At 57.6% G+C, this 24356-nt stretch carries 22 protein-coding genes and 1 pseudogene; 16 read left to right on the plus strand and 7 right to left on the minus strand.

The window, feature by feature from the left end:
- The 12 genes from ABDK74_RS05030 to ABDK74_RS05085 all read left to right on the plus strand — a co-directional run bounded on the left by ABDK74_RS05030 (position 1) and on the right by ABDK74_RS05085 (position 11448).
- Positions 1–756 (plus strand): hypothetical protein, encoded by a 756-nt coding sequence (locus ABDK74_RS05030; RefSeq protein ID WP_346002955.1) that lies wholly within the window; start codon positions 1–3, stop codon positions 754–756.
- Positions 756–1829, plus strand: coding sequence for a hypothetical protein (locus ABDK74_RS05035; RefSeq protein ID WP_346002956.1), 1074 nt, complete (start codon positions 756–758; stop codon positions 1827–1829). The genes ABDK74_RS05030 and ABDK74_RS05035 overlap by 1 nt, the downstream gene beginning before the upstream one ends.
- 80 nt (positions 1830–1909) lie before the next feature.
- A complete protein-coding gene (locus ABDK74_RS05040) occupies positions 1910–2254 on the plus strand; it encodes a hypothetical protein (protein WP_346002957.1) in 345 nt (114 codons plus the stop codon).
- A 6-nt stretch (positions 2255–2260) separates the two neighbouring features.
- Positions 2261–2764, plus strand: coding sequence for a lysozyme (locus ABDK74_RS05045; protein ID WP_346002958.1), 504 nt, complete (start codon positions 2261–2263; stop codon positions 2762–2764).
- Positions 2764–5613, plus strand: coding sequence for a hypothetical protein (locus ABDK74_RS05050; RefSeq protein WP_346002959.1), 2850 nt, complete (start codon positions 2764–2766; stop codon positions 5611–5613). Before ABDK74_RS05045 ends, ABDK74_RS05050 begins: the two co-directional genes overlap by 1 nt.
- Before the next feature lie 9 nt (positions 5614–5622).
- Positions 5623–6231, plus strand: coding sequence for a hypothetical protein (locus ABDK74_RS05055; RefSeq protein WP_346002960.1), 609 nt, complete (start codon positions 5623–5625; stop codon positions 6229–6231).
- 48 nt (positions 6232–6279) lie between these two features.
- The gene (locus ABDK74_RS05060) at positions 6280–6615 is read left to right on the plus strand and encodes a hypothetical protein (protein WP_346002961.1); all 336 of its coding nucleotides are present in this window, start codon (positions 6280–6282) and stop codon (positions 6613–6615) included.
- Between the two features lie 82 nt (positions 6616–6697).
- Positions 6698–7198, plus strand: coding sequence for a hypothetical protein (locus ABDK74_RS05065; protein ID WP_346002962.1), 501 nt, complete (start codon positions 6698–6700; stop codon positions 7196–7198).
- A 72-nt stretch (positions 7199–7270) separates the two neighbouring features.
- Positions 7271–8020 carry a hypothetical protein gene (locus tag ABDK74_RS05070; protein ID WP_346002963.1) on the plus strand — a complete coding sequence of 250 codons (750 nt, stop codon included), beginning with the start codon at positions 7271–7273 and terminating at the stop codon, positions 8018–8020.
- Positions 8017–9600, plus strand: coding sequence for a hypothetical protein (locus ABDK74_RS05075; RefSeq protein WP_346002964.1), 1584 nt, complete (start codon positions 8017–8019; stop codon positions 9598–9600). Before ABDK74_RS05070 ends, ABDK74_RS05075 begins: the two co-directional genes overlap by 4 nt.
- Positions 9597–10202: a hypothetical protein gene (locus ABDK74_RS05080; RefSeq protein ID WP_346002965.1), complete on the plus strand. Its 606-nt coding sequence runs from the start codon at positions 9597–9599 to the stop codon at positions 10200–10202. The genes ABDK74_RS05075 and ABDK74_RS05080 overlap by 4 nt, the downstream gene beginning before the upstream one ends.
- A gap of 220 nt (positions 10203–10422) precedes the next feature.
- Positions 10423–11448, plus strand: a complete 1026-nt coding sequence (locus ABDK74_RS05085) for a site-specific integrase (protein WP_346002966.1) — start codon at positions 10423–10425, stop codon at positions 11446–11448.
- On the opposite strand, the pseudogene ABDK74_RS05090 reads toward ABDK74_RS05085, so the two are convergent.
- The 3 genes and pseudogenes from ABDK74_RS05090 to panC form a co-directional block, all read right to left on the minus strand.
- Positions 11440–11575 (minus strand): annotated as a pseudogene (locus ABDK74_RS05090) (IS5/IS1182 family transposase); the annotation flags it as partial. The gene ABDK74_RS05085 and the pseudogene ABDK74_RS05090 overlap by 9 nt on opposite strands.
- 110 nt (positions 11576–11685) lie before the next feature.
- A complete protein-coding gene (ade, locus tag ABDK74_RS05095) occupies positions 11686–13383 on the minus strand; it encodes an adenine deaminase (RefSeq protein WP_346002967.1) in 1698 nt (565 codons plus the stop codon).
- 61 nt (positions 13384–13444) lie between these two features.
- Positions 13445–14272, minus strand: a complete 828-nt coding sequence (gene panC, locus ABDK74_RS05100; protein ID WP_346002968.1) for a pantoate--beta-alanine ligase — start codon at positions 14270–14272, stop codon at positions 13445–13447.
- A gap of 74 nt (positions 14273–14346) precedes the next feature.
- On the opposite strand from panC, the gene ABDK74_RS05105 reads away from it, so the two are divergent.
- The 4 genes from ABDK74_RS05105 to ABDK74_RS05120 all read left to right on the plus strand — a co-directional run bounded on the left by ABDK74_RS05105 (position 14347) and on the right by ABDK74_RS05120 (position 20660).
- Positions 14347–15582, plus strand: a complete 1236-nt coding sequence (locus ABDK74_RS05105) for a TIGR03862 family flavoprotein (RefSeq protein WP_346002969.1) — start codon at positions 14347–14349, stop codon at positions 15580–15582.
- A 4-nt stretch (positions 15583–15586) separates the two neighbouring features.
- Positions 15587–17026: an ATP-binding protein gene (locus tag ABDK74_RS05110; RefSeq protein ID WP_346002970.1), complete on the plus strand. Its 1440-nt coding sequence runs from the start codon at positions 15587–15589 to the stop codon at positions 17024–17026.
- Positions 17027–17146: 120 nt separating this feature from the next.
- Positions 17147–19540 (plus strand): TonB-dependent receptor domain-containing protein, encoded by a 2394-nt coding sequence (locus ABDK74_RS05115; protein WP_346002971.1) that lies wholly within the window; start codon positions 17147–17149, stop codon positions 19538–19540.
- Between the two features lie 13 nt (positions 19541–19553).
- Positions 19554–20660: a glycerophosphodiester phosphodiesterase family protein gene (locus ABDK74_RS05120; RefSeq protein WP_346002972.1), complete on the plus strand. Its 1107-nt coding sequence runs from the start codon at positions 19554–19556 to the stop codon at positions 20658–20660.
- 76 nt (positions 20661–20736) lie between these two features.
- Here the strand turns inward: ABDK74_RS05120 and ABDK74_RS05125 are convergent, their stop codons facing one another.
- The 4 genes from ABDK74_RS05125 to ABDK74_RS05140 form a co-directional block, all read right to left on the minus strand.
- Complete coding sequence (locus tag ABDK74_RS05125; RefSeq protein WP_346002973.1) at positions 20737–21264, minus strand: type 1 glutamine amidotransferase domain-containing protein; 528 nt, start codon at positions 21262–21264, stop codon at positions 20737–20739.
- A gap of 57 nt (positions 21265–21321) precedes the next feature.
- Positions 21322–22764, minus strand: a complete 1443-nt coding sequence (gene aldA, locus ABDK74_RS05130; protein ID WP_346002974.1) for an aldehyde dehydrogenase — start codon at positions 22762–22764, stop codon at positions 21322–21324.
- A gap of 137 nt (positions 22765–22901) precedes the next feature.
- Entirely contained in the window at positions 22902–23774 is an 873-nt protein-coding gene (locus ABDK74_RS05135) for a LysR family transcriptional regulator (protein ID WP_346002975.1), read from the minus strand.
- Between the two features lie 54 nt (positions 23775–23828).
- Positions 23829–24356: a YaiI/YqxD family protein gene (locus tag ABDK74_RS05140; protein ID WP_346002976.1), complete on the minus strand. Its 528-nt coding sequence runs from the start codon at positions 24354–24356 to the stop codon at positions 23829–23831.

A 24356-nucleotide genomic window follows, 5' to 3' on the forward strand; every position in this document is an offset into this window, starting at 1 on the left:
ATGGAAAACTGTGGACTTGGCTATCGGAACGCGGTGCTTTCTGCCGTCCTGTCGGCCGACAGCGCCGCAGCGCTTCTCCCGGTCACGAACCTGACCTCCCCGCAGGGTAATCCGGCCTATGCCTGGCGGGCTGATATCACGACAGCGACCCTGACGGTGGCGCTGTCGCAGCGCGGGGGCGTTCGGGTCGTGTCGGTGCATCGCACCAACCTGACGGCGCAGGCCAGCTGGCGGATCGTCGCCAGCAGCGCAGGCAATGTCCTGCATGACACGACCCAGCCCATGGCGACCGTGGCAGGTCAGGCGGTCTATGTTCTGCCGGCTGAACTGTCCTGCGATGTCGTGACGATCACGATCGCGGATCCGGGCAATCCGGACGGGTACCTCTCAATCCCGCTGGCCTATGTCGGGCCGATCTGGCAGCCGGTCCGCAATTTCTCAACTGAAAGCAGCTCAGGCTTCAACCTTGGGGTCGATGAGGTGACAGCGCTGTCTGGCGCGGAATTTCCGCAGATGCGCTGGATCCAGAGAAAGGCCTCGATCGCGCATCAGTCCTATGGCGCGGCGGAGACTGCAACCTTGCGGGAGATCCAGCAGATCGCGGCATCTGGGAAGAATATTCTCTTCCTCCCGGATCCGGGGGCTGCGTCGCAGGAGGAAGCGCTCTTCGGGCGCCTGAGTGGCGGCGACATTGGCAACCCTTACGGCCCTGCCGATCGGCGGAGCTGGACCTTTACCCAGACGGAGCGACTGTGATGACCATGCTGGCCAATTTTGTTCTGGAGACTGCCAGCAGTCCGGGCGTCGGCAGTTTCGTGCTGAACGGCGCAGTTGCGGATCGGAGGGCATTTTCTCAGGCCTTTCCGAGCAGCGGCCGGATCTTCTATTTCGCGGATGACGGGGCGCAGGCGGAATGGGGCGTGGGAACGCTCACGATCGGCAATCCCTGCACGCTCGCCCGCAGCCGGGTGATCGGCAACACGCAGAACACCACGGATCTGGTGCGCTTCTCCGGTGGCGTGCAGGTCTATAACGAAATCCCGGCCGAGTTCCTGGTCCAGCTGGATGAAAATGGGGCCGTGAGCCTCAAATCGCTGACTGTGCTCTCCGAACTCCTGGTCCCGCAGGTTTCGGACTGGACGTCTTATCAGGCTGTCGGTGCGGCGCAGGCGGATGGACGTTACGTCCAACAGGTCATCGGGGACTATGGCAGCATCGTTGGCGCAACCATCGATAATACGACCCAGAGGCTAGCTTTCCAGTCCTCCAAGGGGCCTTGGTACTATGCGCAGCCGTCTGGCGATTATGCGACCACGGTTCAGGTCAACACGGCGTTGTCGGCGGGAAATTCTGCCCAGGGGACTGCGAACTCTGCGCTGGCGGCCGCGAACAATGCGAACGGCAACAAGCTGGACATCACCGATGGAACAGCTACCCGCATGACGGTAGATTATGGCTCCATGCGGGCGCAGTTCCAGGGCGACGGAAATTTCGTTCTCTACTCTGGCAACGAGCCGGTATTCAGTGTCAGCCCGCAGTCCATCAATTGGAACAGCCATAGCTTCGCCTTCATCGACAACCTGCCGATGGGCGCCAGTAAAAAGATTGTGGAATTTCAGGTAGCGCAGGTTGCGACCCAGACACGGATCAATTTCCCGGAAGAGTTCTCAAATCCGCCACGGGTCTGGCTGACGGCCGTGGTGACGGACAGTCAGAATGCGGTCATCCCCGTCGTTCCTGCCAATGTCGATACCAAAGGATTCACAACACATAATTTCAGCAGCACAACAGTGCCCTTCCTGAATGTGTTGGCAATCGGGGATCGATGACCTCGCCTACCTCCGACTGATTCCAAAATCGCCCGACAGTTCCAGCCGCCTTCAGGGTGGCTTTTTTTTATGGAAAAACGATGCCTGATTCTCAGGCGGCCACCATGGTCGCAAGCCTGCCTGCTGCTCTGTCTCCCGAAGATCGGATCCGCGTTCTTGAAGATCGATGCCTGACGCTGGAGACGCAGCTTTCCAGCGTTGGAAACAGCCAGTCTGATTTACGGGCCGAGATGCGTCAGGAAATCGCGTCGTTGCGCAGCGAGATTGAGGCGCTGGCGAAATCAATGGAAAGCAGCAACCGGCAGATCAACGGCAAGCTCGACCGTTTATTCGGCGCGCGAGCTGTGGTCACGGCTGCGATCACTCTGCTGACCTCAATCCTTGGATCGGGGGTCGTCCACCTGGTCGTCTCGATCGGAAAGTGATCCCCCATGCATGACACTGCCATCGTTCTGGCCACGGCGCTGCTGCGGCGCCCGGGGTTCGAGGGCTTTTGTGCCACGCCCTATGTCTGTCCGGCCGGGTACTGGACGATCGGCTATGGCAGCCGGTGGCTGGCCAACGGACAGCCCGTCACGGCCCGGACTGCTCTCATCGATCGGGCAGCCGCTGACAGCCTCCTGCTCCGGACGGTGGCGACGCTTGATGCCGCACTGTCCCGCCTGGTCCGGGTGGCGCTGTCAGACGTCCAGCGCGCGGCCCTGCTGTCCTGGCAATACAATATCGGGACCGCCGCCGTCGCAGGCTCGACCCTGCTGCGCAAACTGAATGCCTCAGACTATGCCGGCGCGGCCGACGAGCTGCTGCGCTGGGACAAGGCCACCGTGCGTGGCCAGCTGGTCGAACTACCCGGCCTGAAGACCCGCCGTGCCCGTGAACGCGCCATTTTCCTTGGCCTCGCAACTCCCATGACACTGAAGAACGGAAACGTCTGATGGTCCAGAATTTCACACCGCCTTGGAAATCTGTCATCGACACAGGGAACAAGGCCAATCTGGTCAAATCCACACAGGTCGCGGCAGCCCTTGGCAATAAGGTGGATGCAGACGGCGGTCAGTCGATCCGTCAGTCGATCCAGTCCGGTACGATCGATGCTGACAGTACGCTCGACGGCGCAAGCGCCGCTGACATCGTGGCTTCCAGCGTCCGGGCGAGCGTGGCCTCCATCACGCAGTTCCGGGCGCTAAAGACGTCCCCGGCTGCTATCATGCTGACGTCCTGGGACGGGACAGATCTGACGCGGGGAGCCGCAGGCATCTTCATCCGTGCCGAAGGTAGCGATACGCCTGATTTCGGGACGATCATCGTTACGGCCGGAGGCACCACCTACCGGCGCGTCTATCAGGGCGGCCTCAACCCGCAATGGTTCGGCGCAGTCGGTGACGGCAACAGTCACCGGCTGTCCAGTTTCTTCCCGACACTAGCCGAGGCGCAGGCGGTCTTTCCGATTGCCTACAGTCTGGATCAGGAGATTGATTTTGTCGCCATCCAGACCGTCAGCTATTCCGGAAAAGGCATCAATTCTCCTGCGCTTCATTACATCATGTGCAACGACGCGGTGGCTCTGGACGACAATCCCCTGATCTGGATCTCGGGAACTACTTTTGGTGATTTTACAAACTCGACCCTAGATTTTACTGCCCTTAGAGCCGTCAATACTGTGGTCGAATATATAGATGATCCGACATTTCAGACGGGAAATTCCAGTGGGGCTTTCCAGAATGCCAGTGTCTACTCTCCAGCACAATGCACCGATGTCGTATTCGAAAAAGGAAAAGTGACCTACACAGATCCGCCAAATGCCACTCAAATAACAGGATCTGTTTCTGGGGGAGTATTGACTGTATCAAAGGTTACGGGAACTCCTGATCTGGCTATTGGAGACACCCTTTATGACTCTCAATGGAAACTTGGAACAGATACAAAAATAACCGGATTGGGAACAGGTGCCGGGCGCGCTGGCACGTACACTATTTCCAATACTGACGCAGTAATTAATGCTTCTGACAACAACAATATGTCTACTGCTACTGGTCATTGGAACCAGTGGGGGCAAAAACTCACCTTGCCCAAGGGAGCATATATGTTCAATCTTGAATACTCCTGCACTTTGGGGGGGTCATATTCACAGGGGAATTACCAGCCTGGAAGCATTGGGGCTGGCGTAAATGGGGATAGTCCTGGCTCTGGTCCATCAAGTTGGGTTATGGAAGGGCCTTCCAATCAGATATCCAATCTTTCCGTTGATACGCCCGTTACAGGATCAATAAGCGTTCCTATTTATGTGCCTGAAGAAAGTACCTCATGGGTTGTTGTGGCAATATCAGGATATGTGAATGTTGAATTCACAAAGTTTTCAGTCACAAAGCTAAACAAGAATTCTGCCATTTCTTCCACGAGAGACGGCGCAACCCTTCATTATCCAATCCCGGTGATTACGGAAGGGTTTACGTTAAACGGCCCTGGAGCGCAGTCTGGGGTCACGGGGATATGGTATAATTCCTATCAGGATATAGACGGGACCATTCAAAACTTCGGAACCGGATCAATCCAGAACTTCCAGATCGGTATGAATTTTGGAAGTGGTGCTTATCTGTCAGAGTATTGGGATTTCAGCGTAAGCGCATGCGGGATCTGCGTTCAGTTCCTGCCCGGCAGCGTCAATGCGGGTGAAAACTTTCGGTTTTATGGCGGGGGATTAGGAAATTCTGATTGCATCATAAGTAATCCAGGCAATGGTGAGTTTACGTTCTACGGAACGTCGATGGACTATTCCAATCAATGTGTTGCCAATAATACGGGAAGGATTGAATTCCACGGTTGCCACATGGAAATGATGGGGCCGTCGTCATACGACAAGCCTCTTTATCACTGTGTAGGAAGTGGATCGATAATATGCCACGGGGGAATGTTTCTTGGCGCGGGAGATCATACAAAGTTTCCCGGTCCACCCATCTTCCTTGAGTCCAATATGTCTCAGATGGTGTTCCATGAGACCCAACTTTACAACCTGACAAGCATGGATGGAAGGGCGTTAAGGGGGCCGGGCCAGTTAAAGATCAGAAGCTCTATCAACACTGGCAATGCCAATGTTGGAACGTACAATAACTGGAATTGCGACCCATTAGGACTGGCCGGGTTCTTCATCCCTCAATCAAAAAGTGCCCTTCTCCTTGATGACGGGGTAGGTCTGATGGGTGGACTATATTCTGATAATTGTGCAGGCATCGGCCAATGGTCTTCCGAGAATGCGAGCGCGGCTCTTTCAACTGATTATGTCTGTGATGGATATCCAGCATCATTGAAAGTGCAGACGCAAGGCAGCGGGGCAAATGATAGGATCGTTATATGTATTCCGATTGAAAAATATCAGTCCGGGACAGTCGCATTAAAAGTCCTGTTTCCGTATGACTTTTCCAGTGGCGCGGTTTCTTCCAATAATGTCATGCCGACAGACACCGATGGCTTGCCTGTTCTTTATTTCAGAACATTCTTTGTGCAGGCTATAGGTTCAGACCAGTTCGGCAGGACCACATTTGGCGCTCCAAATCTGTTTTGCGGTGAAGATGATATTCATATTCCGGAAACTGGATACACAGATTGGATTTCTCACGGAACGTCGCCGGGATATCTTGGCTTGCCAAGTAAGCCAGCAGAACTATCCACGGATATTTCTGGTTCTGGAGCCCCGGCCTTTGCTACTCACATCGCCATTTTATTGGACACAGAGTCTCTTCCAAAATGTACTTTCTACATTGGCTCAATAACCGCCAACCTTTATTGAGGTAATGAAATGAGACGCATACTTATGTTTTTGTGTTTGCTGTTCTTGTCAAGGAATAGTTCACATGCAGACACGCACGCCATTGCTAATTGGGGGATACATAACCCGACCTTTTCCGGAACTGCGAGTGGCGATTTTTCTTTTTCAGGCACGGTTTTATTTCCCAATCCAGCCTCGGGCAATAATTCACAACAGGCCGCCACTACCTATTGGGTCAATCAGGCCATAGCGAGTTCTGGTGGAGCAAACAGTGGATCATATTGTTCAACCTCTGGTTGCACGCTTTCAGCGAACGGTGGCGCCGTTCCCCTCAACCCATTCAATTTCCAAGGCTATAATGCGCTCGGGATCGGTAATACGATGTTTATCTTTTCCAGTGGAACCGGAATTGATATTGGTTTTGGCTATACAGATGATGGAAACGGGGTAAATCCCGGATTTTTATTGAAGTATGCGTCTTTAAACATTGACCGAAGGTTGCGAGTTAACATTCAGGAAACGCCCGCATCTTCTTCTGCCTCCTGCCAAGCAGGAACCTTACTTTTTGACGCGTCCTATGAGTATTACTGCATTTCCAGTGGGAAGTGGGGAAGAATTCCCTGGCAGACTGGCTGGTAAAATAGGCTGCCGATAAACTGTACTTCTTTTTCGAAATGGAAAACTGAAATGGACTGGACAACCCTGTTCCAGACGGTCCTGCCGTATCTGCCTGCCAAAGCTGCGGGAGACATCGTCTCGATCTTGACCTTCCTGATCGCAGCCGCCGCTCTGGCCATGCGCTTCTGGAAGCCGCCTGCGGCCGGCAGCAGGCTGGCGCTGCTCTACAAGGTCGTTTCCAGCCTGGCGCAGTCGAAGGGCTGGAACACCAACGCCTATCAGCCTGATGCCAAGGCCCTGATGATTCCGGCCGAGGCCAGCCGCACGATCGAGGCGGCCAAGCTGGGCCTCGATCCGGCTTCCACCCATCCCAAGGCGGGCGCGCCTCCCAAGCCGACCGCCTGACCCGAAGGAGGCAGGCTCCGCCTGTCAGACCGCTCTTTCTTCCGCCGCCCTCTGAGGCGGTTTTTTTATGTCTGGAGACATCATGCGCAATCGCTTCCTCGCCCTCAGCCTCGGTGCCCTTCTTCTCGGCTCCACGGCGGCCTGCACCACGACCGCAAACACGGCGACCTTCAACACGGCCGCGCTCAACAATGACGCCGCAGCCATCGCCTATGCCGTCCAGGCGATCGAAGGCATTCCCGAACTGGAAAGCCACCTGTCTGCTGCGGACAAGGCGAAGTTCGACAACCTGATCGCGCAGATCCGCAGCGTGTCCGCACAGGTGGCTGCCAACTCGAATGGTTCCATTACGGTCGCGACCGGCAAGGACTGGGCCAAGTCGCTCGGCACGGATCTCGAAACTCTGCTGGCGATCGCGACCCCGATCGTGAAGGTCTACTCGCCCTCGGCTGCCACCTACATGCAGACCGTTCAGGCGATGATTCCGCTGGTCGAGGCGCTGGCCGGTGTCACGGCTGCTCCGTATGTCGCGCCCGTCCAGTCTCCGGAGCTGATCCGCGCCCGGATCTATCAGGGCGTCTGACCATTTTCGCCACATGACGAAAAAGGGGAGCGGCTTCGGCTGCTCCCCTCTTTTTTTGTTTCCGGAGATCCCATGCAGGACAGAAAACTGGGCAAGCGCGCCCCGAAACATGACCCGCGCACCTATCGCCTCGGCCGGGTGCTGGCTGTGCGTCTGCCGGCCGTGCCCACTGCCCGCGACTGGTCGCAGAACGTGCCCTATCAGATGTGGGGCAATGACCGCTTCGGCTGCTGCGCATTCGCGGCTCACGCCGCTCTGGTGGCGACCTGGACCAAAGCCGCGCAATCGCTGGTCATGCTCTCGACCGAAACCGTGCTGGCAAACTATGCAGCGCTCACGGGCTTCAACGAACAGGCAGGGTACGATCCTGGCACCATCCTGCTGGACGAGCTGAACGCCTGGCGTCGTGACGGCCTCCTGCGGCCGGGACAGACCCGCGATTACCTGACGGCCTACGGATCGATCGTACCGACCGATGTCGTGGGGATCCGCCGCGCCATCGCCTATCTGGGCGGCGTGCTGGCGGGTGTGCAGGTGCCGCAAGGCTTCCTCGATCTGGGACTTGGCGAGACCTGGGACTGGGAGGCCATCTCCGACCATACGCCTGCGGGCGGCCATGCCATCGCGCTCGTCGGCTACAACCCGGACGGCGTGTTCTTCAACACCTGGGGCACGCGCACCTTTATGCCGTGGAGCACCTTCACGCGGATTGCAGATGAGGCTTACGGCCTGCTGTCGCGGGAGAACTGGCTGGGCATTCCCGGCACGGCTCCGACCGGTGAGGACTTCGACGCGCTCCTAGCGGAAGTGAGGGCTGCATGACCACGGTTCACAACCTCACGCCGTCTCCGCTGCGGACGGTGACGCTCCAGTCCTGCACCGGGCTTTATGCCCAGGTGATGTGGTGTCCGAAGGCGTCGGCCGACTGTCTGGACTATGTGCTGGATTTCTCCACCCTGCTGGCAGGAACGGGCGATACGCTGACCGCGATCCGCTCCGCTGTCGTCACAACGGCCACGGGTGGGCAATATGACCTCAAGGTCATGTGGTCTGCCGTAGCCGGGACGATGGTCGTGGCCTTCCTCGCCAGCGGCCAGCCGAACACGGCGCAGAAGATCCTCTTTGAAATCACGACCCAGCAGGGCCGCGTCTATTCCGTGATGGCTGTCCTTCAGATCACGGCGCTGACCGCCGCGACCACGCCAGGCGGTGATTTCCCGGTCGATACCCTGACGAACGGCAAGGTGCTGATTGCCGGCATCGAAGCGCTGCCGTCCGGCTATTCTGCGAACGGCCGCGTCGTCATGGCCACGGAAAACACAGCCCCCGTGGGGACGCCGTCGTTCGAGAGCGTGACGGCAGGGACGTATTCCGGCGATGGCTCCGGGCTGGATGTCACATCAGGCGGTAAGGTCCAGACGATCGGGCAATGGATCGCAGCCCTGTCCTCGGGCGGCGCTCAGGGCGTCGGGATCAAGGCGATTAACGTGACGCAGGGTGCTGTCGTAGCCGGCCAGCCGTCTACCGTCACGCTGACCGCAACCCTCACCGATGGGAGCACAACCACACCTGCGACGTTTGAGGTTCCGCCTGGAGCAACCGGAACAGAAGCCAAACTGTCGGCAGCGGCAATCAACACAGCCCTCGGTTATACGGCCGCCAACGGAGCCGATTATTTTCCGCTCTCGATCGACAATACCAAAAATTCGTCAGGAAATTATCACCTTCCCTCCCTGACACGAACTGCGTCCAGTTTCGACAATTCAGGAGGCTTATTCACGGTCGCGGACCCGGATACGATTGACGGCTCGGGCGACGCTGTTAAAAACCCGTTTCTTCAGATAGGTGCATATAACGGGTACTTCGGAACAAATTTCTATGTAATAAAATCTTTGACTAACAATCCTCCGGGGATATTGCTGACAAACAGTACAGGGGAGGAGTTACAAGTAACAGGGTTTTACGACACTTCCGGCAACAGCTATTTTATGTCGATTGGATTTGCTTTAAACGGCAGGTACGCGTCAGATGAAAATGACAATGGATGTTTCGCATTTGTAAATCCAGATAACAAAGCTGCTCGTTATTGGAAAGTTCAGGCATCCACCAATACAAGTGGCCCCTTCTCCCCTGATTTAAAAATCTCTGCCGGGACGTCAGATTTATCCGCTTGGCAGACTCCTCTTGTGACATTCAACGGAGCAACCAATACCGCCAAATATGCCAATGAGCCGATTGTTGCTGCGACCTACACTTTTGCGACACTCCCTACATCTCCCATCGCATGGCAGCGCGCACTGGTGACAGACAAGGCTATTGGCTCTGGCTCACCGGGCGTCATGGCAATGTGGAACCCGAATACGAAAGCCTGGACAGGTCTGGGTGGGGAGACGCTGGTATGAGGGCGCTGTTACTCTGCGGGCTTCTGGCCCTCTCGGCCTGCTCGGCCGGATCCGTATCGCCTGTGACCATCAGTCAGGCCATTGCGGGGGTGCAGGCGGATCTGACGAAGGCCGGCGTCGTCAGTGTCTCAGGTGTGCGGCGCTGGACAGCGGATCAGGCCGCCCGGTTCGATGCCAACGTCCGGGCGCTCCAGTGCGCGCAGCAGACCTCTGATCCGGTCGTGGCAATGATTGCCGGGCCGGTGACGATGGATCTGTCTGGCACGTTCAGTCAGTCGGGATCCTTCTCCGTCTCGGCGTCCTCGCCCCTGCCGGTCTTCGGGCTTCAAGCCGATGCTAGCCGGACGAAAGGCCAGATGATGAATGTGCCAGTGCAGTTTGTGCCGCTCTCCGCCCTGGGTGATGCCGAGGCTGGGCGGGAGGTCGGGTACGCCGGGGCGCTGCTGGGGCAGAACGATGCCGTGCGGGAGCGGGTGGCTGAGCAGATTGAGACCGGACGATCTGCTCTGGTAGCTCACATTACGGTGTTACTCTCGGAATACACTGAAATCTGCCGTCAGAACGAAGTGCGACCGTTCGTAGGAATTCGTCATAGCGCATGACCTAGAGCAAATTTAGGTTTGACACTGGGACGATTCGGCCCTTGATATTCCGTTAGAGAAATTTGCAGGTTTTACCATATAAGACATTGTTTTATATTGTTTTATCTAGTTGCGTCAGGTCCACCATTTTTCCTTGTTTTTCAGAGACTTAAGATTTTGAAGAGTCTCACTTCCCACTAGCTTAGTGCTAGCATAGGGGCAGAAAACAAGGCTTTTGCGCGTGGATAAGCATAGTTCTAGCGTAGTTTCCGCACCATATAATGTGTTCAAACAGACCGGCTCTGCTAACTGGTCCGTCCGCTTCTCGATTCCCGGACAGGGACAAATCCGAAAATCTTTAGGAACGAGAGATCGCCACGAAGCGGAAAAGCTTGCTCAGAGATTCTATTATGAATCCCTCCTGAAAGCTGAGAGCGGTCTGAACGTCCGTGCGAAATCCATCTCACGAATCATTCAAGACTATATTGCCTATATGGAAGCGCGTGTTGCTCAAACACGTATGCCTAAAAATGTAGCACTCCAGAACACAGCCATCCTCACCCGATATGTCGATGGGTTCTTTGGCGCACACAATCCTAACTTCATTTCCAGCAAGACAGTGGATGCCTATCTCTCATGGCGTTCTGACTACTGGATTTCAGGACCGGGAAAAGACGTTTCGTTCATCACATACGAACGCAACGGAAAAACCATCACTTCCCCCATCACAGACAAAAAGCGAGTGCGCCCTACTCCCGCGACGTTGAATCGTGAACGTGCTGCCTTGAGTGGGTTCTTTCAGTTCTGTTTCGATTCGCAGTACATCAAAACCATTCCTGAAATCCGAACTGCCAAGGTGGGTTACACAGCGCGTCCGGGTTTCTCATGTGAGGAATACAAACGTCTTAGGGAGTACGCCCTCGCGCAATTCACAGAGGACAATCTGAATCCTGCTGTGAAGTACGATCGCATTCTGTTCAGTTGCTACATCCAGATCATCGCCATGACAGGCATGAGACCCACAGAAATGAAGAACATGAAGTGGGGTGACGTTCTAGGATTGAAGTTCAACGACAAGGGAAGGCCATACGCGCACGACGTACATCTGAGAGTGTATGGAAAGGCGAAATCACGCGAACTGATCCCGCATAGAGAAGTCAAAGACGCTATCGTTTGGCTTTATCGCACTTATCAGGAACTCGCTTCCTTCTCGCCAGACAAAAACGATCCGCTGTTCCTTCATCAATACAGAACACTAGTCTCTTAGCATCCATTGTGCAGCGGGATCGGTATAATCACTGGATCTGTCTTGTTGTCATGAAGAAGCTCAGCGGGCGCCCGTTCTGATCGGTGACCGTATGGAGCTTCGTATTCATGCCATCTTTTGTTCGTCCGCCAGCCAGTACAGGTCGCTCATCTTCAGTCTCCTCACAGAGCCTGAATCAGGTCCCCACAATCAAATCAATGGGTCTTAGGCCCAGTACCCCGGTCGAGAACCGCAATATCAAACCAGCCCCATGTTCCGCACATCGATCATTCCGAAATCCGTAATCTTGAGATGCGGGATGACAGGGAGCGGCAGAAACGCCAGTTGTAAGAACGGTTCTTCCAGAACCACGCCCATCTCTTTAGCGGCCTTTCGCAATACGACCAGATTGTCACGCACCTGTTCATAAGGCGCATCACTCATCAGCCCCGCGACGGGGAGGCGCAGTTCCGCCAGCACCTGTCCATCACGGACGGCCACAAAACCGCCGCCGGTCTTTTCCAGATGGTTCACCGCGCAGGCCATATCGGCATCATTGGTCCCGACAACACAGATATTATGGCTGTCATGCCCGACAGATGAGGCCAGTGCGCCACTTCTGAGGCCGAAGCCGCGTACAAAGCCGCGTCCGATATTATCGTTATGCCCATGCCGCGCCACGACGCAGACCTTCGCGATATCACGTTCAAGGTCAGGCAGAACGCAATCACCGTCTTCAGGGAGATCCAGACGCAGGAATTCGGTGATGATCTGCCCCGGAATAATCCCCATCACCGGACGGTTTGCGCCGCTGCCTTTAATCCGCATGTCCTGCGCACTCACAGGGTTTGGCAATTGCACGCTGTTCAGCCCAACAGGCGGCACGATCTCACGCTCGGCAAACAGCGCGTCGTTCACCAGACGACCGGCGGAAATGACATTCGACACCTGACAGCGTTCCAGATCGTCGAGCAGGACGATATCGGCGCGCTTGCCGGGCGCGATCTGTCCGCGATCTTTCAGGCCAAAGGCGGTGGCAGCAGAAAGCGAAGCCGCGCGATATGCGGCCAGAGGCTCCACGCCGAGTTCGATAGCCCGGCGGATCAGGAAATCCAGATGGCCTTCATGAGCAATTTCGAGCGGATTGCGGTCATCGGTGCAGAAGGCAAAGAACGGCGATGTGGCGACGTTCAGCAACGGGACCAAGGCTTCAAGATCCTTACAGACCGAGCCTTCCCGGATCAGAACCGTCATCCCTTTCCGCACTTTCTCCAGCGCTTCTTCGGCTGCCGTCGCCTCGTGATCGGTGGAAATTCCGGCTGCCAGATAGCCGTTGAGGGCCTTGCCGCGCATAAGAGGCGCATGGCCGTCGATATGGCCGTCCGCAAAGGCCGCGAGCTTGTCCATGCAGCCCGGATCGCCGTTCAGAACGCCCGGTATATTCATGAATTCGGCCAGACCGATCACTTTTGGATGGTCGCGATAGGGCAGCAGATCATCGACATTCAGGATCGCTCCCGACGTCTCCATGGACGTTGCCGGAACACAGCTTGAGAGATTGACCCGCAAGTCCATGATGGTCCGCTCAGCGGCGGCCAGAAAATAGTCGAATGCGGCACGCCCCAAGACATTGGCCATTTCGTGCGGATCGCAGATGGCGGTCGTGACGCCATGCGGCAGGACGCAGCGGTCGAATTCGAACGGCGTGACGAGCGAGGATTCAACATGCAGATGCGTGTCGATGAAGCCGGGAACAGCGATCCGGCCCGCGCCGTCGATCGTCCGTACGCCGTCATAGTCGCCATAAGTGCCGACGATCCGGTCGCCGCAAATGGCGATATCGGTGGGAACCAGATCGCCCGTAACCAGATCGAACAGCCGGACATTGCGGATGACCAGATCGGCGGGTTCGCGTCCCTGCCCCTGAGCCACCCGGCGCATGATGGTTTTCTGCATATCTGAAATCCTCCGTCCGTCGTCAGCAATTCACGCTTATACCGCATGAAGGCGATGCATCTCAAAGCGGCATGTTGTCGATCAACCGCACCGCTCCTGCCTGCACAGCCAGAAGCGCCAGAGCGTTATCAGAACAGGGCTGTTCGCGGCGGAAGGTGTCCGCGTTCACCACCGTGGCATAATCGATGTCCGGCAGTCCGGCCTTTATCAGACTGACGCGCAAAGCCCCCTCCAGAACATCCGCATTGCGTTCGCCATCTCGGAACAGCCGCGCAGCTTCCTGCAACGTGTGATACAGCGCCGGGGCTCTGTGACGGTTTTCAGGCGTCAGGCGCACATTACGGCTGGACCGCGCCAGGCCATCGTCTTCGCGCGCGATGTCACAGACCACGATTTCGACGGGGATATCCAGATCCACCACGAAACGCCGGACGACCGCGCATTGCTGGGCATCTTTCTGCCCGAAATAAGCCCGCTGCGGCTGAACGATGTTGAACAGCTTCGTCACAACCGTTGCCACACCGGAGAAATGTCCGGGGCGGGACTGGCCTTCGAGTTCGTCCGCAACGCCGCCGACTTCAATGCGGGTTGCGAAACCCGGCGGGTAGAGGATTTCCGGTGTTGGCAGGAATACGAGATCGGCTCCGGCATCCTTCAGAAGCGCCAGATCCCGATCCGGATCGCGCGGATAGGAGGCGTAGTCTTCGTTCGGCCCGAACTGCGTCGGGTTGACGAAAATACTGACGGCTACCGCACCGTTTTCGGCTTTGGCCCTGCGGACGAGGCCCAGATGGCCTTCATGCAGAAAACCCATGGTCGGAACGAAGCCAAGCGTTCCATAGCTTTTGCGTGCGGTACGAAACGCATCAATTGTCTCAAAAACCTGCATCTGTGTTTCCTTTCCGGCCAGAACTGCGCGCCCGGAGCCTGACAAACCCTGCCGCACATGGCAATCAGACGCCTATGACTGCTGCGTCCTCTTCTCCGTCTACCGCACCATCCATCGCCATTATCGGAGCCGGTCCGGCAGGGCTGTTTGCAGCCGAAATCCTGTCGGCGCGAGGATGCAGGGTGCAGGTCTTTGACCGGATGCCCAGCGTGGGGCGCAAGCTGCTCATGGCCGGACGCAGCGGGCTGAACCTGACGCATTCGGAAGCGCTGGACAGGTTTTTGAAGCGCTATGGCAACGCGCAGGACTGGCTCGAACCCACTCTTCGCGCCTTTCCGCCCGAGGCATTGAGACAATGGGCGGAAGACCTCGGACAACCGTGTTTTTCCGGCTCTTCCGGGCGAGTATTTCCCAAAGCCATGAAAGCCTCTCCGCTTCTGCGGGCGTGGCTTGAGCGTCTGGCGCAGCAGGGCGTAGCGATCCGGACCCGGCATCGTTTCGTCGGCTGGGAGGGTTCGGACCCTGTTTTCGATACCCCTGACGGCCGGATCTCGGTTCATGCCGATGCAACCCTCCTGACAATGGGAGGTGCAAGCTGGTCCCGTCTGGGATCGGACGGTCTCTGGGCGGACCTGCTGCCGGAGGACACCGCGCCTTTCGCACCCGCAAACTGCGGTTTCATGCCCAACTGGCCAGCCGATTTCACAGCACGGCACGACGGTAGCGTTCTGCATTCTGTCGGGCTGTCTTTTAACGGACAACAGAGCCGGGGTGATCTGACCATCACGGCCCGCGGGCTTGAAGGATCGGCGCTTTATGCCCTCTCGGCTGCATTGCGGGACGCGATCCAGCGCGACAGACAAGCCGTTCTCACGCTCGATCTTCGTCCTACACTTTCGGCCGAGGACGTTCTGAAACGCCTGCTGGCCCAGCGCGAGCGTGAAAGCCAGACCAACCGCCTGCGCAAGGCACTGGCACTCGATGCGCTCTCCCGCGAACTTCTCAGGCTTGCGACCCCGAAAAACGCCACCCCGCTTCAGCTTACCCAGACCCTCAAGGCCCTTCCCCTACCGCTGATCGGCATGGACGCGCTGGATCGCGCCATCTCGACCGCAGGAGGCGTGCGGCAGGACGCGGTGGATGCACGGTTCATGCTGACATCACGCCCCGGGGTTTTCGTGGCCGGGGAAATGCTGGACTGGGAAGCGCCGACGGGCGGCTATCTGCTTCAGGGATGTTTTTCCACTGCTTATGCGGCGGCAAATGGTGTCCTTGGGTGGCTAGAATCGTCCAGTTCGGCTATCGCCTGACACCATGACATCCATCGTTCTCGGACAGGGCCGCGACGGCTCCGACACCTGCATTGATCTGCCGGAACTCCTGGCCACGCGCCTGCTGGTGCAGGGCAATTCCGGCTCGGGGAAATCGCATCTTCTGCGGCGCCTGCTGGAGCAGACGGCAACCCTCGTCCAGCAGGTGATGATTGATCCGGAAGGCGATTTCGTCACTCTCGCCGACCATTACGGCCATCTGGTAATCGACGTCGAAGATCAGTCCGAAGCCAGCCTTCGCGCCGCTGGGGAGCGCGTGCGGGCCCATCGCGCCTCCGTGGTGCTAAACCTCGAACAGGTCGAAGCCGAAATGCAGCTTCGGGCGGCTGGCGCGTTCCTTAACGGCATGTTCGAAGCCCCCCGCGCGCACTGGTATCCCGCCCTCGTCGTGGTGGACGAAGCCCAGCTTTTCGCACCCGTGACCAGCGGCGACACATCGGACGAAGCGCGCCGCCTGTCGCTCGGGGCCATGACGAACCTCATGTGTCGTGGCCGAAAGCGTGGTCTGGCGGGCGTGATCGCCACCCAGCGTCTGGCGAAGCTGGCGAAGAACGTTGCGGCGGAAGCGTCCAACTTCCTGATGGGCCGGACCTTTCTTGATATCGACATGGCGCGAGCGGCCGATCTGCTGGGTATGGAGCGCCGGGCGGCGGAATCCTTCCGCGATCTGGCGCGCGGTCAGTTCATGGCGCTCGGCCCTGCCCTGAGCCGACGTCCGAAACTCGTGGCCATCGGTCCCGTCACGACCGTCAGTCATGCCACCGGTCCGGTCCTCATGCCGCTTGAGCCTGTTTCCGCCGAAGACCTGCGGGACATCATTCTCGAACCCGTCCATGAGTTTACACCCCGCGCGCGTCGGGACTCCCGTCCGCCTCCGCCGGATCTTCTCGCCCAGCTCGATGCCTATGGGGCCGAGCGTGAAGCCGAGGAGCCTGCCCCCGCAGCCGTAAGCGCCGAGGCAGATCCCGATCAGTTGTGGTCGCTGGTCGCCGAAGTCGTTGCCGGAGAAGGTTCGGACTACAAACCATTGGCGACGTTGTATCAGGACTTTCAGCTCCGGGCACGCATTCAGGGCCTGTCGCGCAATGTGCTGGAACTGGGGGCCTTTAACAGGACGTTGGCCACAATCCGCGCCGGGATGGACCGGGAGCGCTCCGAAAGCGAAGAGTGGAAACAGGCCCAGACAGTCGCCGCGACGCTGCCGGAAGACGTGCAGGGCGTTTTCCTGCTGCTTGCCCGCACGGCGCTGGATGCGGAAACCTGCCCGGACGATGATGCGCTGGCTCGCGCTTATGGAACGCATTCTCTGGGCCGTGCGCGCCGCCAGCTCAACTATCTGGAAGAACGGGAGGTCATCGTGCTTCAGGATACCCCTTTGGGGCGCCGTGTGGCGATCGTCGGACTGGGTTGGCAGACGGCCTGATCAGGCCTCCATACGTCATAATTCTGTCACAACACATTCACGGGAGCTTCACACGCAGTTCTTTAAGGAAAGATTAGGGTCCGGCACGTCCGAACCCTTCTTGCCCCGGAAAGATCTTCGATGCCGCGCAACCTGCTGCGTTCCCGCCTTCTTCTGACCGTTTTCTGCTCGCCATTTGCGCTGGCTGCTGCTCTTCCCCACCCGGCCAGTGCCGCCGCGACCGAAACCAAAAAAGCCACGCCCGCCAAACATGCGGCGAAAAGCAGCGCCAGGCACAAAGCCAAGGTTGATGCTGTGGCCGGTGGCACGGAACAGCTCGTCATCACGGCGCGCCGGACACGCTCCGAACAGGGGCTGAGCCATGTGCAGATCCAGCGCATTCTGCCGGGCGTGAACCCGGTCAAGGCGCTGGAAATGCTGCCGGGCGTCGTATTCAATAACGCTGACCCCTGGGGCAACAACGAGCAGAACTCCTCGCTCTACGTTCACGGGTTCAACCAGAACCAGCTCGGTTATACGCTCGACGGCATTCCCCTCGGCGATCAGGCTTACGGCAACTATAACGGCCTCTCGCCACAGCGCGCAGTCATCAGCGAGAACGTCGGATCGGCCTCGGTTTCTTCCGGTGCAGGTGCGCTCGGCACGGCATCCACGTCCAATCTCGGCGGTACGCTTCAGTTCACAACGCAGGACCCGCTGCACAAGCGTGGCGCGCAGATCGAACAGGTTTTCGGAAGCTGGTCCACGTTCCGCACCTTTGCACGTCTCGATACGGGTGAGTTCGGCAACGGCAATTCGGCCTATGTTTCCTTTGCCCGTCAGGATGCCCGCGCCTGGGACTTCGCCGGTCATCAGGGCGGCTATCAGGTCAACGCAAAGTTCGTTCACAACAGCGAACACGATCATTTCTCGACATTCTTTGACTGGTCGCAGAAGGTCGAGCCCAATGAAGACAGCGTCACGCTGCCGCAGGGTTACGGCATTTATGTCCGCCCGTTCACCTATCCAAATTTCGATTATGCCAAAGCCAACTCCCATGCAGTCGGTCTGAACTATCGCAACTATTACTCTGCGGCCCAGCGCGAGGACTTCCTCGCTTATTCCAAATGGACGCATGATTTCAGCGAAAACCTGCATTGGGATAACAGCATCTATTATCACCATGATCTGGGTGAAGGTGTTGTCGCCGGCCCGATCTCGGCGGCTGGTCTGCCGACACTGTTCGGCGCCTATTATCCAGGACAGGATCTGAATACCGTTTTCGGCGGCTCGGGCTATGCAACCCGCACGACCGAATACTGGGACAATCGTGGCGGTCTGATGTCCACGCTGCGCTACCATCTCGGCAAGCACTCGATCGAGCTTGGCGGCTGGTATGAGCGCAACAACAACACACAGGCCCGTCGCTGGTATCCGCTGGACGCCAATAACCCGACCACCCCTTATGAGCGCCAGCAGAACGCCCTGATCGACCAGTACACCAACAATTTCTACACCAACACATTCGTGACGCATCTGCAGGACAACTGGCAGATTTCGAAAAACTTCTCGCTGATGGCGGGCTTCAAATCCGAGCTGGTCTATACCAACGGCACGCTCCCCGTGGCCGCGAAGCCGGGCTCGCTCTCCCCGTCCTATGCCGTGACGGCACCGGGTGGCGAAATCGACGCGGCCAAGCCGTTCCTGCCCGCTTTCGGCGCGGTCTGGGACATCACGAAGCATGAGCAGTGGTTCGCCAACATTCAGGAGAACATGCGCTCCTTCCAGGATGCGGGCTATGGCAACGCCACCCCGTGGGGCGCAACCAGCCAGGCCGCTTTCGAAGAGTTCAAGAACAACGGCAAGCCCGAAACGTCATGGACCTACGAAACCGGTCTGCGTGAGCACCGCCAGATCCATCTCGGCCCGCTGACGGCGATCGAAGGTCAGGTCGAATACTATCACGTTCACTTCTCGAACCGCCTGCTGGCCGTGGCAACGACGCAGACCCTGTCGTCCATCATCGGCTCCGCTACCACGCTTGCGAACGTGGGTTCAGTTACGACGGATGGTATGGATTTCTCCTTCACCACCCATTTCGGCCCGCATTTCTCGCTGTACAACGCGCTGTCTTACAACAAGTCCACCTATAACGATAACTACAGCACGGGTTCGAGCATCATCCGTACGGCTGGCAAAAACGTTGTGGGCATGCCGGACTGGTCGGAGAAGTTCGTCTTCACCACCAACTGGGGCAATGCTTACGGCCAGTTCACTGGCGACGTTATCGGCAAGCGCTATGCGACCTATACCAACGATATGTGGGCTGCGCCCTACGCGCAGTTTAACCTGAACGCAGGTTATACGTTCCACAATATCCCACATCTGGCATCGCTGAAGGTTCAGGGCAACATTACCAACCTGACAAACACGAAGGGATGGTCCACGATCAACGCGACCCAGACTGCAGGTCAGTTTTCGGCCTTTCCCATCGCGCCGCGTATGTTCTTCCTGAGCCTGAGCGCCGCCCTGTAAGGAACTCTTCCCCATGCTGACACGTCGCCAGAGCCTCGGCCTGCTCGCAGCAGGGTTTCCCGCCCTGCATCTGCGGGCGAAAGCCGCTCCCTCACTGGCGCCGAAGCCACTCGTGTTCGCTCATCGTGGGGCTTCGGCCCTGCGACCAGAGCACACGCTGGCCTCCTATGCCCGCGCCATGATGGATGGTGCGGATTTCATTGAGCCAGATCTTGTCATGACACGAGACGGCCATCTGGTTGTCCGCCATGAAAGCAACATTGTCGGGACGACGGATGTTTCGGAACGCCCCGAATTCGCCTCCCGCCACCGATCCCTCAAAATAGACGGACGGATCGAGACCGGCTGGTTCACTACGGATTTCACGCTGGCCGAACTCAAGACCCTCCGCGCCCGTGAACGCCTCTCCACGATCCGCGTTCATAACACGCGCTATGACGATCACTTCGAAATCCCGACCTTCGAGGAAGTCATCGAGCAGGTCGCAGCCCAATCGGCAGCGACGGGCAAGGTTTTCGGCCTAGTGCCGGAAATCAAGCATTCCACCTATTTCAACAGCCTCGGCCTCAATCCCGAAGCCGCGTTTCTTCAGACCATTGCCGCCCACAATTACACCCGGCAGGCCCCACTGGAACTCCAGTCTTTCGAGACCGGCAATCTGGGGCATATCCGCGCTGATGTCCTGTCCATCAACCCACAGGCACGCCTGATGCTGCTGATGGGCGAACGCAAGGACGTACCGCCGGATCTTCTGGCAGCGGGCCAGAAGACGACCTTTGGTGACCTTATGACGCCAGAGGGCCTGAAAGACATCCGCCGCTATGCCGACGTGATCGGTCCGTCCAATACAGACCTGATCCCACGCGACAGTAACGGCGCCTGGCTGGAACCCTCCAGCCTCGTAACGGATGCCCATCGGGCGGGATTGCTGGTTCATTCCTACACGGCGCGACCAGAAAACCATTTTCTTCCGGCACAGCTTCGTAACAACGCAGGCGACGCTGCGCGCAATCCCGACGGGATGGTCGCAGAACTGCGACGCTATCTGGATATGGGGATCGACGGCTTTTTCACCGACGATCCTGCTCTGGGGCGCATCGCAGTGGATGGCAGAAGCTGACCTCAATCAGCTTTCCACAAAAAAGGAGGTTCCCCGCAAGGGAGACCTCCTTTTTTTGTGACCGTCAGGGTCGCTCTCAGGCGAGTTTGAAATGCTTCAGCATGGCCTTGTTGAAAGCCGGAATATCGGCCGGACAGCGCGAGAAAACATAAGGTCCGTCAACCACGACCTCGTTATCCACCCAGGTTGCCCCCGCATTTTCCAGATCCGTGCGAATGCTCGGCCAGGACGTGACGGTCCGTCCCTTGAGTTCGTTCACCTCGATCAGCGTCTGCACACCATGACAGATGGCTGCAATGGGCTTGTTCGCCTTCACGAACGCTCTGACGAAGGCCACCACATCTTTGTTCATCCGCAAAGAATCCGGGGATGCCAGACCGCCTGGTAGCAGGAGAGCATCGTAATCATTGGGATTTGCACCAATGATCGCCAGATCTGCCCGGATGTTGTGAGAAGGATAAATATCCTTGTTCACAGCCTGAAATTCCCCCGCTTTGAGGGAAATGACCGTAACGGTCGCACCAGCTTTTTCCAATGCGGCGCGTGGTGCGGTCAATTCGATTTCTTCGAGGCCATCGGTGGCCAGCGCAGCGACTCTTACCATGATGTTGTTCCCTTCAGAAAGAAACGGGCAGCCATCATCAGACTACCCGCCAATCCGTTACGCGTTCAGGTAGATTGTCTTGGTCTGGACATAGGCTTCCATGCCATGCTGACCGTCTTCGCCTCCAAGGCCACTTTCCTTGTAGCCATGGTGGAAACCCTGCGGTGCCTCACCGCCCGGACGGTTCACATAGACCTCGCCAAATTCAAGTTCGCGGGTCATACGCAGGATGCGACCCAGATCATTTGTGAAAAGATAGGCTGACAGACCGTAACGACAGTCATTGGCCCAGGCGATGGCCTGATCGAAGTCCTTCACTCGGATCAGGGACATGACCGGACCAAACACCTCGTTATGGACGACGTCCATATCCTGCGTAACATCGGTCAGAAGCGTCGGGGCATAGAAATAACCCTGATCATACACCCCGCCCGTCAAACGTTTGCCGCCAATCGCCAGACGCGCACCCTGCCGCACCGCATGCTCGACGATCGCATGGACCTTGTTGAGCTCGTCCTCGCTGACCTTGGGACCCAGATCCGTGCTGGGATCCGTCGGCAGACCAACCTTCAGCGCCTCGATTTTCTCACGGATTTTCTGCACGAACCTGTCATAGACCGCCTCATGGATATAGGTACGCTCATTGGACGTGCAGACCTGACCCGCGTTGCCAAAGCGGGACGCCACGGCAGCATCGGCAGCTTTGTCCAGATCTGCATCTTCCATGACCATGAACGGTGCCTTGCCACCGAGTTCCAGCCGGACTTCCTTCAGGGTCTCGGATGCAGCAGCCATGATCTTCTTGCCTGCCGGGGTTGAGCCCGTCATCGTAATCAGCCGGATGTCCTTATGCGCCACCAGCGGCACACCGACGTCCTTACCGTCTCCCGTCACAACATTGATGACGCCATGGGGAATCTTGGCCTCCCCGACGAGTTTCGCCAGATGCAGGCACGTCAGCGGCGTCAGCTCATGCGGTTTGAGAACAATGGTGTTCCCCGCGGCGACGGCCGGGCCAATCTTGCGGGCACACAATGCCAGCGGGAAGTTCCAGGCCGTGATGGCTCCGATGACACCCAAGGGCACGCGGTCGATCAGGATTTTCTCGTTCGGCGCGCTGCCCGGAATGATTTCACCCTGAAGGCGCAGCACGTTCTCCGCAGCAAAACGCAGCAGACCAACAGCGAAATCCACCTCGATCCGGGCTTCCTTCAGCGGCTTGCCCATCTCGGCTGTAATGAGAGCGGCCAGCTTTTCCTTGTCCCGCTTCACCAGATCCTTCAGCGCATGGATATAATCAGCGCGTTCAGTCGCCGTGCGACGGCTCCAGCCGGTAAAGGCCGATTTTGCAGCCGAGACAGCAGCGTCAACATCCGCCTGCCCGCCTTTGGCAACTTCGCCAATAACCGCTTTTGTGGCCGGGTTTTCAACCGTGATCCATTCACCATTCTTCGGTGCGACCCAGCTGCCATTGATGAAAAGAGTGCTTTTCTCAGTCATGGAGTTTCCTGCATTCCTGTGTGACGACTTGCGTCCTGTCATGAAACAGACGCGTCAGCACGCCAGCAGTTCAATCGATGACGGGATGGTGGCGACATTCCTGCACAATCAAAAGCGATGATCTGTGACTCTTCAGCTCATTTTTCGTCAGCATCCACATTTTCAGAGGCATGATTCAGAAATCTTCGCCCCAGATCGTTCAGTCCTGGCTCACGCCAGATAAAATAGACTTCGCTCCCCTTGAGATCTTCGGGATATGTAAACGTGATCCCTTCCCCACAACGACTTTGCATCTGTGAAACGATACTGTGGGGAACGCAGGAAATTCCTAACCCCGCCTGAACACAGGCCAGAATCACATCATAGGATTCGACTGTATGGATGATCGCGTTCGACACCTCGTGCCGCTCAAGCCAGGTCTCGAAATACCTTCGATAGAAACAGTCGGTGTTGAACAGGAAAACATGTTGCCCATCCCGCGCTCCATCCTGTCCGGCGGGCATGGCCAGCGCCAGTCTCTCGTGGAACGCAAAACGACTTTCCATCAGAGGGTGCACGATGGGACCATCCGTCAGCGCCAGATCGATCTCCCCATCCGCAAGCATCCGTTCCAGCGTATAAGAGGGGCGGAGGAACATCTTCAGTTCTACACCCGGACAGGCCTTTAGAAACTCCGGCACGATCTGGGGCAGATACGCTTCGAGGGCTACGTCCAGCGCCCCGATATTCAGAATACCGCGCAGGCGACCCTCAGAAAACAGATCCGTCAGGGATTGTGCCCCGGAGACGACCGGGAGCGCCTGCCGATAAAACAGTCGCCCCTCCGGCGTAAGAATCAGGCGGTTTTTTTCGCGCAGAAACAAATCCTGCCCGACTAAAAGCTCCAGCTCCCTAAGACGCGCGGTTACGTTGGAGGCCACACAGTTCAGCCGTCGCGATGCTGCGACGACCGTTCCCTCCTCCACCACGGCGCAAAACATTTCAATCTGGGTAAGGCGAAGCGGATTCATGGGAAAAATATCCTCATCGGGCGCAGTTATCCCCGTGAGAAGATATCCCCAGATTCAGGGAACATCTCCGGGGAAGGCCCTGTGGATTGTTTCTGAAGAACTGGGGAGCGATTGCGCCAGAGCAGCTTTCCTGCGGAGTCGCACGATGAGTGTATCGAGTGCGGATAAAAAGCGGCTTCGGTCGGTTTTCCCGAAGGACGGATTGTAGGTCGTAACCGTCCTTGTCTCGCGCAGACCCTGCATCAGATCCCGCATCGCCGAGACCATACCGACGGAGCGTTCGTCGATTTCCTCGCCATTTGGGCGCAGAACCGCGCCTTTCTTGGCAAGACACCGCACGGCCAGCGGAATGTCGCTGGTAATGACGATGTCGGACGCCGTCACCTGCTCCGCAATCCAGTCATCCGCTACGTCCGGCCCTTCAGGAACCACGACACGTTCAATGAGCGGAGACTGTGGGATGTTCATCCAGCTATTGGCGACAATGACCGTTTTCAGGCCATAGCGCGCACCGACGCGGTAGATCTCGTCCTTGACCGGACAGGCATCGGCATCCACCAGAAGCCGGGTAGTCGCTGTCAT

The sequence above is a fragment of the Gluconobacter sp. OJB genome (assembly GCF_039638275.1).
In the GTDB taxonomy this organism is placed as follows: Bacteria; Pseudomonadota; Alphaproteobacteria; order Acetobacterales; family Acetobacteraceae; genus Gluconobacter; species Gluconobacter cerevisiae.